Source organism: Pseudomonas sp. GW821-FHT02H09, assembly GCF_059421425.1.
Genome location: NZ_JBWKVA010000012.1, coordinates 12,772 through 25,549, shown reverse-complemented (window position 1 = coordinate 25,549; position 12,778 = coordinate 12,772). Strand labels below are relative to the sequence as shown.

General features: G+C 58.8%; 11 protein-coding genes. 10 read left to right on the top strand and 1 reads right to left on the bottom strand.

What is annotated here, in order from left to right; all coding sequences use genetic code 11:
* Positions 1-11 precede the first annotated feature (11 nt).
* The 7 genes from AC07VR_RS17300 (at position 12) to trpE (ending at position 7,780) form a co-directional block, all read left to right on the top strand.
* Positions 12-1,052 carry an ABC transporter substrate-binding protein gene (locus AC07VR_RS17300; protein ID WP_494990547.1) on the top strand — a complete coding sequence of 347 codons (1,041 nt, stop codon included), beginning with the start codon at positions 12-14 and terminating at the stop codon, positions 1,050-1,052.
* A 184-nt stretch (positions 1,053-1,236) separates the two neighbouring features.
* Positions 1,237-2,484: an ABC transporter permease gene (locus tag AC07VR_RS17295; RefSeq protein ID WP_494990546.1), complete on the top strand. Its 1,248-nt coding sequence runs from the start codon at positions 1,237-1,239 to the stop codon at positions 2,482-2,484.
* 13 nt (positions 2,485-2,497) lie between these two features.
* A complete protein-coding gene (locus AC07VR_RS17290; protein WP_494990545.1) occupies positions 2,498-3,322 on the top strand; it encodes an ABC transporter permease in 825 nt (274 codons plus the stop codon).
* 192 nt (positions 3,323-3,514) lie between these two features.
* A complete protein-coding gene (locus AC07VR_RS17285; protein ID WP_495011953.1) occupies positions 3,515-4,663 on the top strand; it encodes an iron-containing alcohol dehydrogenase in 1,149 nt (382 codons plus the stop codon).
* A gap of 81 nt (positions 4,664-4,744) precedes the next feature.
* Positions 4,745-5,419, top strand: coding sequence for a ribulose-phosphate 3-epimerase (gene rpe / locus AC07VR_RS17280; RefSeq protein WP_494990543.1), 675 nt, complete (start codon positions 4,745-4,747; stop codon positions 5,417-5,419).
* Positions 5,416-6,234, top strand: a complete 819-nt coding sequence (locus tag AC07VR_RS17275) for a phosphoglycolate phosphatase (protein ID WP_495011952.1) — start codon at positions 5,416-5,418, stop codon at positions 6,232-6,234. Before rpe ends, AC07VR_RS17275 begins: the two co-directional genes overlap by 4 nt.
* A 70-nt stretch (positions 6,235-6,304) precedes the next feature.
* Positions 6,305-7,780, top strand: a complete 1,476-nt coding sequence (trpE, locus tag AC07VR_RS17270; RefSeq protein ID WP_494990541.1) for an anthranilate synthase component I — start codon at positions 6,305-6,307, stop codon at positions 7,778-7,780.
* A gap of 149 nt (positions 7,781-7,929) precedes the next feature.
* Here trpE and estP read toward each other — a convergent pair whose 3' ends face one another.
* Entirely contained in the window at positions 7,930-9,840 is a 1,911-nt protein-coding gene (gene estP, locus AC07VR_RS17265; RefSeq protein WP_495011951.1) for an esterase EstP, read from the bottom strand.
* A gap of 410 nt (positions 9,841-10,250) precedes the next feature.
* On the opposite strand from estP, the gene AC07VR_RS17260 reads away from it, so the two are divergent.
* Genes AC07VR_RS17260 through trpC form a run of 3 tightly spaced genes read left to right on the top strand, consistent with a single transcriptional unit; the run spans position 10,251 to position 12,736 of the window.
* Positions 10,251-10,844 carry an aminodeoxychorismate/anthranilate synthase component II gene (locus AC07VR_RS17260; RefSeq protein WP_494990539.1) on the top strand — a complete coding sequence of 198 codons (594 nt, stop codon included), beginning with the start codon at positions 10,251-10,253 and terminating at the stop codon, positions 10,842-10,844.
* A gap of 9 nt (positions 10,845-10,853) precedes the next feature.
* Positions 10,854-11,903: an anthranilate phosphoribosyltransferase gene (trpD, locus tag AC07VR_RS17255; RefSeq protein WP_494990538.1), complete on the top strand. Its 1,050-nt coding sequence runs from the start codon at positions 10,854-10,856 to the stop codon at positions 11,901-11,903.
* Complete coding sequence (gene trpC / locus AC07VR_RS17250; RefSeq protein ID WP_494990537.1) at positions 11,900-12,736, top strand: indole-3-glycerol phosphate synthase TrpC; 837 nt, start codon at positions 11,900-11,902, stop codon at positions 12,734-12,736. Before trpD ends, trpC begins: the two co-directional genes overlap by 4 nt.
* Positions 12,737-12,778: the final 42 nt, after the last annotated feature.

The following is a 12,778-nucleotide window of genomic DNA, read 5'->3' as shown; positions in this document are numbered from 1 at the left end:
GAGAACAATAAATGTTGAGATCCCTGAAATTCACCGCCCTGGCTTTGGGCATGATGGGTGCGGCACACGCAATGGCGGCCGCGGACCTGACGGTGGTGTCCTTCGGCGGGGCGAACAAGGCGGCTCAGGCCAAAGCCTTCTACGCACCTTGGGAAGCCGCGGGCCACGGCAAAATCGTCGCCGGCGAATACAACGGTGAAATGGCCAAGGTCAAAGCCATGGTCGACACCAAGAGCGTGTCCTGGGACCTGGTGGAAGTGGAGTCGCCAGAGCTGTCCCGCGGCTGTGACGAAGACATGTTCGAGCAGCTCGATCCAGCCCTGTTCGGCAAATCCGAAGACTATGTCAAAGGTGCTATTCAGCCTTGCGGCGTTGGCTTCTTCGTCTGGTCGACCGTGCTCGCCTACAACGCCGACAAGCTGAAAAGCGCACCGACCAGTTGGGCGGATTTCTGGGACACCAAGAAATTCCCGGGCAAGCGTGGCCTGCGTAAAGGCGCCAAGTACACCCTGGAGTTCGCTTTGATGGCCGACGGCGTCGCGCCCAAAGATGTCTACAAAGTGCTGGCCGGCAAAGATGGTCAGGACCGTGCCTTCAAGAAGCTCGATGAGCTCAAGCCAAGCATTCAGTGGTGGGAAGCGGGCGCTCAGCCGCCGCAATATCTGGCCTCTGGTGACGTCGTGATGAGCTCGGCCTACAACGGCCGGATCGCTGCCGTGCAGAAAGAAAGCAACCTGAAAGTCGTATGGAACGGCGGTATCTACGACTTCGACGCCTGGGCGATCCCAAAAGGTCTGGATAAAGCCCGTGCCGAAGCTGCGAAGAAATTCATCGCGTTCTCGGTCATGCCGCAGCAGCAGAAGACTTATTCAGAAAACATTGCCTACGGCCCGGCTAATACCCAAGCCGTACCGCTGTTGGCCAAAGATGTTCTGAAAGACATGCCGACCACTCCGGAAAACATCGCCAACCAGGTGCAGATCGACGTCAGCTTCTGGGCTGATAACGGTGAGCAACTGGAGCAGCGCTTCAACTCGTGGGCTGCGAAGTAATCACGCTCCTGTGGGAGCCGGGCTTGCCCGCGATGAGGTACACGCGGTTTTGCTGAAAGACCGCATCATCTCGATCGCGAGTTAGCCTTGCTCCTGCAACAGTTGTGTATTTTCAGATGAGCAGGGGGGCATTCCGAAACGGGATGCCGCCCTCTGAAACGTTTAAAGATTTCCGGAGTTTGCTATGGCCATCACCGTTCCCCTGAACGAGGTCACCAGCCCCACCTTGAAGCAGCGTCTGGCACATGCCGAGCGGGTCAACCGCTGGAAGGCCCAGGCTTTGATCGCGCCCTTGGTGCTGTTTCTGTTGCTGGTGTTCCTGGTGCCGATTGTGGCGCTGCTCTACAAGAGCGTCGGTAACCCGGAAGTGGTCGGTGGTATGCCGCGCACTGTGGCGGCGGTAACTGCCTGGGATGGTCGAGGTTTGCCGGCTGAGCCAGTTTACAAGGCCGTCAGCGAAGACCTGGCCGAAGCCCGCAAGAATCAAACCTTGGGCGATCTGTCCAAGCGACTGAACATGGAGTTGGCCGGCTATCGCAGCCTGCTGACCAAAACCGCGCGAGCGCTGCCGTTCAAGACTGAACCGGCCTCTTATAAAGACGCGATGGAAAGTCTCGACGAGCGTTGGGGCGATCCGGCGTACTGGCAGGCGATCCGCCGCAACACCAGCAGCATTACACCCTATTACCTGCTGGCGGCTGTCGATCACCGCATCGACGACCTGGGCGAAGTGGCCCCGGCCACACCAGACCAGGCTATTTACCTCGATATCTTCGCCCGCACCTTCTGGATGGGCCTGATCATTACCGCTATCTGCCTGGTGCTGGCTTATCCGCTGGCTTATCTGTTGGCCAATCTGCCGTCCCGGCAAAGCAACCTGTTGATGATTCTGGTGCTGTTGCCGTTCTGGACCTCGATTCTGGTGCGAGTCGCGGCGTGGATTGTCTTGCTGCAGTCGGGTGGCCTGATCAACAGCGCGCTGATGGCGATGGGTGTGATTGATAAACCGCTGGCGCTAGTGTTCAACCGTACCGGGGTTTACATCTCCATGGTGCACATCCTGCTGCCGTTCATGATTCTGCCGATCTACAGCGTGATGAAAGGCATCTCGCCAACCTATATGCGGGCGGCGATTTCCCTCGGTTGCCATCCGTTTGCCAGCTTCTGGCGGGTGTACTTCCCGCAGACCTATGCCGGTGTCGGCGCCGGTTGCCTGTTGGTGTTCATCCTGGCAATTGGTTACTACATCACCCCGGCGCTGCTCGGCAGCCCGAACGATCAGATGGTCAGTTACTTCGTCGCCTTCTACACCAACACCAGTATCAACTGGGGGATGGCGACTGCGCTCGGTGGCTTGCTGCTATTGGCGACCATCGTGCTCTACCTGATTTACAGCTGGCTGGTGGGCGCCAGTCGCCTGCGCCTGAGCTAAGGAGAGAATCGAAATGTTGAGCCCTTACAAGTCGCCCGTTGAGCGGGTCTGGTTCTACAGCTTGCGCATTCTCTGCGGGCTGGTTCTGTTGTTCCTGATCTTGCCGGTATTGGTGATCATTCCGCTGTCGTTCAACTCGGGCAGCTTCCTGGTTTACCCGCTGCAAGGTTTCTCGCTGCATTGGTACCAGGATTTCTTCGCCTCGGCGGAGTGGATGCGCTCCCTGAAGAACAGCATCATCGTCGCCCCGGCAGCAACTGTATTGGCGATGGTTTTCGGCACGCTGGCAGCCATCGGCCTGACGCGCGGCGACTTCCCCGGCAAACCGTTGGTGATGGCGTTGGTGATTTCGCCGATGGTGGTGCCGGTGGTGATCATTGGTGTTGCCAGCTATCTGTGCTTCGCCCCGCTGGGATTTGGCAACAGCTATACCTCGCTGATCGTCGTGCATTCGGTGTTGGGTGTGCCGTTCGTGATCATTACCGTGTCGGCTACGTTGCAAGGTTTCAATCAAAACCTGGTGCGTGCTGCCGCCAGTCTGGGCGCATCACCGCTGACGGCTTTCCGTCGGGTGACGTTGCCGTTGATCGCGCCTGGGGTGATCAGCGGGGCACTGTTTGCCTTCGCGACATCGTTCGATGAGGTAGTGGTAACGCTGTTCCTCGCCGGCCCGGAGCAAGCAACGTTGCCTCGGCAGATGTTCAGCGGCATCCGCGAAAACCTTAGCCCGACCATCGCCGCCGCCGCGACGCTGCTGATTGCTTTTTCGGTGATCCTGCTGCTGACCCTGGAATGGTTGCGTGGGCGCAGCGAGAAGCTGCGTACGGCGCCAGTCTGAAGGTAGAAGTTTTTCAAGCGGGCTTGCTCGCGACAGCGGTCTGTCAGTCGGCATAAATGTCGAATGTTTCGCCGTCATAGCGAGCAAGTCCCCGCATTGGATCTTTGTTACATTCACCGGATCAATAGCAGACAAACCCCAATCCCCAGCTACTCTTGTGCCCAGCCCCCAAAACTATAAGAGGCCGAGCCGATGAGTCTGTCTTCCTTCAAAATCGCCCACAAGCTAATCACCGGCGCTGGCGCCATCGAGCAATTGGCCGCCGAGCTGACCCGCCTGGACATTGACCACCCATTGATTGTCACCGATGCCGCGCTGGTGAGATCCGGCACGGTGGAGCTTGCGCTGGCGCAAATGGGTGAACGCTCTTATGAAATTTTCGACCGGGTTCTGCCTGACCCGGAAATCGCCATTGTCGAAGACTGCATGCGCGTTTACCGCGAAGGCGGGCACGACGGTCTGATCGGCCTGGGCGGCGGCAGTGCCATCGATATTGCCAAAAGTGTCGCCGCGTACGCCGGCTACCACGGTGCCCTCGAGGATCTGTTCGGCATTGATCAAGTGCCGCGCAAAGGCCCGCCGCTGATCGCGATCCCGACCACCGCCGGTACGGGGTCGGAAGTCACCAATGTGGCGATTCTTTCCGACAAGGTCGCGCAATTGAAGAAAGGCATCATCAGTGATTACCTGCTGCCGGATGTGGCGCTGGTCAGCCCGCAGATGACCCTGACCTGTCCGCGCAGCGTCACCGCCGCCAGCGGTATGGATGCGCTGGTTCACGCCATTGAGTCCTACCTGTCGCTGAACGCTTCGCCGATCACCGACTCACTGGCCATCGGCGCGATAAAACTCATCACCAAAGCGCTGCCCAAGGCCTACGCCAATCCTTCCAATCTGCAGGCCCGCGAAGACATGGCCACCGCCAGCCTGATGGCCGGTATGGCGTTCGGTAATGCCGGAGTCGGCGCGGTGCATGCGTTGGCCTATCCGCTGGGCGGGCGGTTCAATATCGCCCACGGCGTCAGCAATGCCTTGTTGCTTGCGCATGTCATGACCTGGAACAAGATGGCCTGCGTCGAGCGCATGCAGGATATTGCCCAGGCCATGGGCGTGAAAACCGCCGGGCTGAGTGCCAATCAAGCGGCCGATAGGGCCGTGGAGGCGATGGCCGAGTTGTGTGCCACCGTGGAGATACCCCAAGGGTTACGTAGTTTCGGGGTGCCTGAGGAGGCGATACCGGCCATGGCTGTGGAGGCCGCGGGGATCGAGCGTTTGATGCGCAACAATCCGCGTAAACTGAGCGCTGTCGATATCGAGAAAATCTATCGCACCGCGTACTAGATCATTGAGGCCACAGTGCGCGTTGGAAAGCATGAGGTATACAATGCGCGCCATCGTGATTCTGCTCAGAAAAGGTGCGTCATGCAGCCCTTCGCTATTGCTCCGTCGATTCTCTCCGCCGATTTCGCCCGTCTGGGTGAGGAAGTGGATAACGTTCTCGCCTCTGGCGCCGACATCGTCCACTTTGATGTCATGGACAACCACTACGTGCCGAACCTGACCATCGGCCCGATGGTCTGTTCCGCGCTGCGCAAATACGGCATCACCGCGCCAATCGACGCGCATCTGATGGTCAACCCGGTGGATCGCATTATCGGCGACTTCATCGAAGCCGGTGCGACCTACATCACCTTCCACCCGGAAGCCACACTGCATGTCGACCGTTCCTTGCAAATGATCCGCGAAGGCGGTTGCAAGGCGGGTCTGGTGTTCAACCCGGCGACCCCGCTGGACGTACTCAAGTACGTGATGGACAAGGTCGACATGATCCTGCTGATGAGCGTCAACCCGGGCTTTGGCGGGCAGAAGTTCATTCCCGCCACCCTCGACAAACTGCGTGAAGTGCGGGCGCTGATCGATGCGTCCGGGCGTGACATTCGTCTGGAAATCGACGGTGGGGTGAACGTCAACAACATCCGCGAAATCGCCGAGGCGGGTGCTGACACCTTCGTCGCTGGCTCGGCGATCTTCAATGCTCCGAATTACCAGGAGGTAATTGAAAAGATGCGTTCCGAACTGGCACTGGCTCGCCCATGAATGGCTTTGAGCAGCTGTTTCCCGGGCGTTTGCCACGGCTGGTGATGTTCGATCTGGATGGCACGTTGATCGATTCGGTCCCTGACCTCGCGGTGGCTGTGGATAACATGCTGCTCAAACTGGGACGCTCGCCCGTCGGTATTGAGCCTGTGCGTGAGTGGGTCGGTAACGGCGTGCAAGTGCTGGTTCGTCGCGCGCTTGCCGAAAGCATTGATCATGCTGACGTCGACGATGCCGAAGCCGAACAGGCTTTGGAGATTTTCATGGAGGCCTATGCGGACGGTCATGAACTGACCGTGGTCTACCCCGGCGCGCGCGAAACCTTGAAATGGCTGCACAAACAGGGCGTGGAAATGGCCCTGATCACCAACAAGCCTGAGCGTTTTGTCGCGCCGCTGCTGGATCAGATGAAGATCGGCCGGTATTTCCGCTGGATCATCGGCGGCGACACCTTGGCGCAGAAGAAACCCGATCCTGCGGCGCTGTTTTTCGTGATGAAAATGGCCAACGTGCCAGCCTCCCAATCGCTGTTCATCGGTGATTCGCGCAGCGATGTACTGGCGGCGAAAGCGGCAGGTGTGAAGTGTGTCGCGCTTAGCTATGGCTACAATCACGGTCGACCGATTGCCGAAGAGTCGCCGGCGCTGGTGATCGATGATCTGCGCTTTTTAATTCCCGGTTGCCTGGATCCTGCCGCTGAGATAACGTTGCCCGACGTTGCTCAACCCCCTCCAAGAGATTCCATCGTGGTGGTCACTCGCAAGCTCTGGATGAAAGTCATCAAGGCCCTGGCCCGCTGGCGTTGGCGCGCCTGACTTGATTCTGGCCGGCTATCCGGCGTGTTTGCATTACTGACCGTTAGACCCTCAAGCCACGAGGCTACTCATGATCCGCGAAGAATTCCTGCGTTTGGCCGCTGCCGGCTACAACCGCATCCCGCTTGCCTGTGAAACCCTTGCCGACTTCGACACACCGCTGTCGATCTACCTGAAACTGGCCGATCAGCCGAACTCCTATCTATTGGAGTCCGTGCAGGGCGGTGAGAAGTGGGGGCGTTATTCGATCATCGGCCTGCCATGCCGCACCGTGTTGCGTGTCCATGATCATCACATCAGTGTCACCCACGATGGTGTGGAGATCGAAAGCCATGAATCCGAAGATCCGCTGACATTCGTTGAAGCGTTCAAGGCACGCTACAACGTGCCGAGCATCGCCGGATTGCCGCGTTTCAACGGCGGGCTGGTGGGGTACTTCGGCTATGACTGCGTGCGTTATGTGGAGAAGCGTTTGGGTAAATGCCCGAACCCGGATCCACTGGGCGTACCGGACATTCTGCTGATGGTTTCCGATGCCGTGGTGGTGTTCGACAACCTCGCTGGCAAGATGCATGCGATTGTCCTGGCTGATCCTTCCCAGGAAAACGCTTACGAGAATGGGCAGGCGCGCCTGCAAGAGCTGCTGGAAAAACTCCGCCAGCCGATCACCCCGCGTCGCGGTCTGGACTTCAGCAAGCAACAGGCCGCAGATCCCGTATTCCGTTCCAGCTTCACCCAGGACGATTACGAGCGGGCGGTGGACACCATCAAGGAATACATCCTCGCCGGTGACTGCATGCAGGTCGTGCCGTCGCAACGCATGTCCATCGACTTCAAGGCGGCGCCGATTGATCTGTATCGGGCGCTGCGTTGCTTCAACCCGACGCCTTATATGTACTTCTTCAACTTCGGCGACTTCCATGTCGTCGGTAGCTCGCCGGAAGTGTTGGTACGGGTCGAAGACAATCTGATCACCGTCCGGCCAATCGCTGGCACCCGCCCACGCGGGGCCAATGAAGAGGCCGACCTGGCGCTGGAAGAAGACTTGCTGTCCGATGACAAGGAAATCGCCGAGCACCTGATGCTGATCGACCTGGGTCGCAACGACACTGGCCGGGTCTCGGAAATCGGATCAGTGAAGCTCACCGAGAAGATGGTCATCGAGCGTTATTCCAACGTGATGCACATCGTCTCCAATGTCACTGGCCAACTGAAAGCCGGCCTGACGGCAATGGACGCGCTGCGGGCGATTCTGCCGGCGGGCACCTTGTCCGGCGCGCCGAAGATCCGTGCGATGGAAATCATCGATGAACTGGAACCGGTCAAGCGCGGCGTTTACGGCGGCGCGGTGGGTTATTTCGCCTGGAACGGCAACATGGACACCGCGATTGCGATTCGCACGGCGGTGATCAAAAACGGCGAACTGCATGTGCAGGCCGGTGGCGGTATCGTCGCTGACTCAGTGCCTGCGCTGGAGTGGGAAGAGACGCTGAACAAGCGCCGCGCAATGTTCCGCGCTGTTGCCCTCGCCGAACAGACGCCTTAACGCTGATCCATAAAAAACGCGGTGCCTGCGAGGGCGCCGCGTTTTTTATTGCCTTCAATTCCCCATGTAGGAGCTGCCGGAGGTTTGGGCCGCGTTCGGACGATCTTTTGATCTTGTCGACCGTCCAGGCAACAACCTTCGTTTGCCCTTTAGAAGTCCAGGCTGACACCCACGTTGATGCCTTGTTGGGTGAAGTCGTCATCCTTGCGGATGTTGTAGCTGGCCCGCAGTGCCAGGTCCTGAGTGAGTTTGTGACTCACGCCCAGGTTGAGGCGGTTCAGGTTGGTCTGCGGGGTGTAACCGGCCAGGGTGAACCGGTTGTTCGGCAGGCTGTTAAGGTTGATGGTCAGGTGCTGGGTGTCGTCGTTGTACTCGCGTTCGTGGGCAAACTCGCCAAACACTTGCGTCTGCGGGGTAACCTGATACTTGCCCTGGATACCGACGCCAAGGCGCCTGGAGTTGCGGGACTGGTCATCGAACGTCAGCGCAGTAGCGTCGGTGCCATTTTCCGAGTAACCATCGACTTTTACCTTGGCGAAATCGGCGCTCACGAACGGCGAAAGGTGCCATGGGCTGCTTGCCTGTTGCGCGATGTCGTAACCCAGGCGACCGCTGATGCCCAGCACATAGCCGCTGGTATCGCCTTTTTCCCCGCGTTCGTTAACGCCAAGGTCGAACTTGCGCTTGAGGCTGTCGTAGTCCAGATGCCCGGCGGTCATTGCGGCGTCAGCCCACCAGCGGTTCTGCTGGTACTGGGCGAACGCTGTGCCCATGTACGTGTTGAGTTTGTATTCCGAGTCGTCCTGACCTGCATCAAGCTTCTGATGGTAGAAACCGGCAGCCACACCGACGCGCCAGGCTTCATCGAGACGGTAGCTGCCGCCGATGTTCAGGTTGTAGCCGTTGCCGTCGGCGCTTGCGCCGCTGCTTTGGGTGTCGAAGTCCTGGTGTTGGCCGCCACCAGCGACAATTGCTCGCCATTGGCCAACGCCTTGCCAGTTTTCCCAGTCAGCCAGCCACTGGTTGCGCAATTCATCCTGATGCGCGCGTAGGGTGCCCTGGGCCATTTCCGGCAGCAACGTCAGCTCCCATGGCGCGGCCAGCAGGGAGTAGGCGTAATCGGCAATCAGGCGTTGCCCCGTTTCGGTCGGGTGGACCGAGTCGTTGTAGATCAGCTTGGTCGGGTCAGGGGTGGCACTGTTGATGCCGTACCGGGCGTTCTCGGTGCAGCTGTCGCCGCTGAAGCAGGTGGCGGTCAGGTTCTGGTCGGTGGCCAAGCCGAACTGTGCCGGGTTGGCGAACGTCTCTTTAAGCAGCAGCGGAATGTTGAGCGGGATGATCTCGGCGTTGACGCTCTGCAGTCGGCTCACCAGTTCGGTGTTGAACTGGGCGCTGAGCTGGGAGGTGAACGCTTGCAGCGGTGTGCCGTTGATAGCCGGGGTCAGTCCGATGTCTGGCAGCAGCCAGACCATGATGTAGCGGGCACCGGCCTGTTGCAGGGTTTGCACGCTGCTGACCAGGCGATCGGCGGCGGCGTTAGCCCCGTCAAGGCTGGTCACTCGACCCTGGAGAAAGTCGTTGCCACCGCCCGAGAGGTAATACAGTGCATTCGGGTCGGCGCGGAAGTTATTCGTCGGCAGGTAACCCGCTCGGCTGCGTTCGCCTGTGTCTGATGTGGTGGTGATCGAGTCGAGGATCTGGTCGGTGCGGTAGCCGCCGACAGCCCAGTTGTTGCCGTCAGGCAGGCCCTGGTTGGCGCGTACTGCCGAGGTCGAGGCAGCCGTCTGGTCAGGCGAAAACCCCAGTTTTCCCCCCAGCAGCTGCGTCGAATTGGCGGCGCGAATTTCACCGCTGCCATCCAGGTAGATCGGGCCGGTGCGGTTGGTGAAGCGCAACGTCGCACCGGCCGGGCCACCCGGATCGGTGAACTGCCCGGCATCGTTCAGGCTGTCGCCGAACACGATGAATTTGGAATAGGGGGAGGGAGCCGCTATCGCTTGAGCGCAAGCCAGCGCGAGAAGACAGCCGGCGAGCGGTACGAACAACGTCTGTTTGATCATGAGCAAGTCCATTTATTTATTGTTGTAGAGAACGAAACGACAGTACCAAAAACTTTTGCGCTTAAGCTATGGCCAAAGGCCGCATCGATTGTTTGTTCAGGCTTGGGCTGCGCCATATTGCACCCTCTGCTCAGCTAAGTTACTGTGCCGGGACGTATGAATGAGACCTTCCCTGTGTTGATCGTCAGCAAACTCTTGATGCGAGTTGTTAAGGCCCACGCCCGTTGGCGTTGGCGCGCCTAACTTTTCTCTGCCGGCCCGGCCGGACCTGTACCGATTTGCCTTCTTTGCCCGTGTAAAACACCGCTTGTGCTGGTTGAAGTCCAGCGACTGACAGAGCGGGAGACGCTGCGGGTAAATCATACGAAGGCCGTATTAAAAGTCAGTGAATTCAAGAGGTTGTAACCCACATGTTGCTGATGATCGATAACTACGACTCTTTTACCTACAACGTTGTGCAGTACCTCGGCGAGCTGGGTTCAGACGTCAAAGTGGTGCGTAACGATGAACTCACCATTGCCGAAATCGAAGCCCTCAAACCCGAGCGCATCGTTGTCTCCCCAGGCCCGTGCACTCCAACTGAAGCCGGCATTTCCCTGGAAGTCATCAAGCACTTCGCCGGCAAGTTGCCCATTCTGGGTGTGTGCCTTGGACATCAGTCCATCGGCCAGGCCTTTGGCGGCGATGTGGTGCGCGCCCGTCAAGTCATGCATGGTAAGACTAGCCCGGTATTCCACGAGGACAAGGGTGTGTTCGAAGGCTTGAATCATCCGCTGACGGTTACGCGTTATCACTCGCTGATCGTCAAGCGCGAAACCCTGCCCGATTGCCTGGAACTGACTGCCTGGACTCAATGTGAAGACGGCTCCATCGACGAGATCATGGGCCTTCGCCACAAAACGCTGAACATTGAGGGTGTGCAATTTCACCCAGAGTCGATCCTCACCGAGCAGGGCCACGAGCTGTTCGCCAATTTCCTCAAACAGAGCGGCGGCACGCGCTAAGGACTTTCCATGGATATCAAGACTGCCCTGAGCCGTATCGTCGGCCACCTGGACCTGAGTACTGATGAGATGCGCGATGTCATGCGCGAGATCATGACCGGGCAATGCACTGACGCGCAGATCGGCGCCTTTATGATGGCCATGCGCATGAAAAGCGAGAGCATCGACGAAATCGTCGGGGCGGTGTCGGTCATGCGTGAGCTGGCGGACAAGGTCGAACTGAAAACCCTCGATGGCGTGGTCGATGTGGTCGGCACCGGCGGTGACGGCGCGAACATTTTCAACGTGTCGACAGCGGCCTCGTTCGTGGTCGCCGCGGCCGGTTGTACTGTGGCCAAGCACGGTAACCGTGCGGTTTCCGGAAAAAGCGGCAGTGCCGATTTGCTGGAGGCAGCCGGCATCTACCTGAACCTGACACCCGTTCAAGTAGCCCGTTGCATCGATAATGTCGGCATCGGCTTCATGTTCGCTCAGTCCCATCACGGCGCAATGAAGTACGCCGCCGGGCCGCGCCGCGATTTGGGCCTGCGTACGCTGTTCAACATGCTTGGCCCGCTTACGAATCCGGCCGGCGTGAAGCATCAGGTGGTTGGCGTGTTTACTCAGGCGTTGTGCCGTCCATTGGCCGAAGTGTTGCAGCGTATGGGCAGCAAGCATGTGCTGGTGGTGCATTCCCAGGATGGTCTGGACGAATTCAGCCTCGCGGCACCGACCTTTGTTGCTGAACTGAAAGATGGCGAAATAACCGAGTACTGGGTCCAGCCGGAAGACCTTGGTATAAAAAGTCAGAGTCTGTTCGGCCTGGTGGTCGAAAGCCCGGCGGCGTCGCTTGAATTGATTCGCGATGCCCTTGGGCGTCGTAAAACCGAGAACGGCCACAAAGCTGCGGAAATGATCGTGCTCAATGCCGGCGCCGCGCTGTATGCCGCCGATCATGCGAGTAGCCTCAAAGAGGGTGTTGCCCTGGCTCACGATGCACTGCACACCGGGCTGGCTCGGGAGAAGCTCGAAGAGTTGGGCGCGTTCACCGCGGTATTCAAGATGGAGAATGAAGGATGAGTGTGCCGACGGTTCTGGAAAAGATTCTCGCGCGCAAGGTTGAAGAAGTCGCTGAGCGCAGCGCTCGCGTGACGCTTGCCGAGCTGGAAGCACTGGCCAAGGTAGCTGATGCGCCTCGCGGTTTTGCCAAGGCGCTGATCGCCCAGGCCAAGCTCAAACACCCGGCAGTGATTGCCGAGATCAAAAAGGCCTCGCCAAGCAAAGGCGTGATCCGCGAGAACTTCGTGCCGGCAGATATCGCCAGGAGCTACGAGAAAGGCGGCGCGACTTGCCTGTCAGTGCTCACTGATATCGATTTCTTCCAGGGTGCCGACGCTTATCTGCAACAGGCGCGGGCAGCGTGCAAGTTGCCGGTTATCCGCAAGGATTTCATGGTCGATCCGTATCAGATCGTTGAGGCCCGGGCGCTGGGCGCTGATTGCGTGTTGTTGATCGTTTCCGCTCTGGATGACGTGAAAATGGCCGAGCTGGCCTCCGTGGCGAAAAGCGTTGGCCTCGATGTGCTGGTTGAAGTGCACGACGGTGACGAACTGGAGCGGGCCTTGAAAACCCTCGACACACCGCTGGTGGGCGTTAACAACCGCAATCTGCATACTTTCGACGTCAACCTGGAAACCACCCTGGATCTACTGCCGCGTATCCCGCGTGATCGCCTGGTGATTACCGAGAGTGGCATCTTCAATCGTGCCGATGTCGAGCTGATGGAGATCAGCGAAGTGTATTCGTTCCTGGTTGGCGAGGCGTTCATGCGCGCGGAGAATCCAGGGACTGAGCTGCAACGGTTGTTTTTCCCTGAGCGTGGTGTGCCGGTGAGCGGCTCCACTCTCGACTGAACCTGATTGAGTGAATAAGCCGGCGATGCCGGCTTTTTTTAT

Excerpts from the sequence above, each read along its gene's own strand:
- AC07VR_RS17285 (WP_495011953.1), top strand. The coding sequence starts at position 3,515 with ATGAGTCTGTCTTCCTTCAAAATCGCCCACAAGCTAATCACCGGCGCT.
- AC07VR_RS17275 (WP_495011952.1), top strand. The coding sequence starts at position 5,416 with ATGAATGGCTTTGAGCAGCTGTTTCCCGGGCGTTTGCCACGGCTGGTG.
- trpE (WP_494990541.1), top strand. The coding sequence starts at position 6,305 with ATGATCCGCGAAGAATTCCTGCGTTTGGCCGCTGCCGGCTACAACCGC.
- rpe (WP_494990543.1), top strand. The coding sequence starts at position 4,745 with ATGCAGCCCTTCGCTATTGCTCCGTCGATTCTCTCCGCCGATTTCGCC.
- estP (WP_495011951.1), bottom strand. The coding sequence starts at position 9,840 with ATGATCAAACAGACGTTGTTCGTACCGCTCGCCGGCTGTCTTCTCGCG.
- trpC (WP_494990537.1), top strand. The coding sequence starts at position 11,900 with ATGAGTGTGCCGACGGTTCTGGAAAAGATTCTCGCGCGCAAGGTTGAA.
- AC07VR_RS17290 (WP_494990545.1), top strand. The coding sequence starts at position 2,498 with ATGTTGAGCCCTTACAAGTCGCCCGTTGAGCGGGTCTGGTTCTACAGC.
- AC07VR_RS17295 (WP_494990546.1), top strand. The coding sequence starts at position 1,237 with ATGGCCATCACCGTTCCCCTGAACGAGGTCACCAGCCCCACCTTGAAG.
- trpD (WP_494990538.1), top strand. The coding sequence starts at position 10,854 with ATGGATATCAAGACTGCCCTGAGCCGTATCGTCGGCCACCTGGACCTG.
- AC07VR_RS17300 (WP_494990547.1), top strand. The coding sequence starts at position 12 with ATGTTGAGATCCCTGAAATTCACCGCCCTGGCTTTGGGCATGATGGGT.
- AC07VR_RS17260 (WP_494990539.1), top strand. The coding sequence starts at position 10,251 with ATGTTGCTGATGATCGATAACTACGACTCTTTTACCTACAACGTTGTG.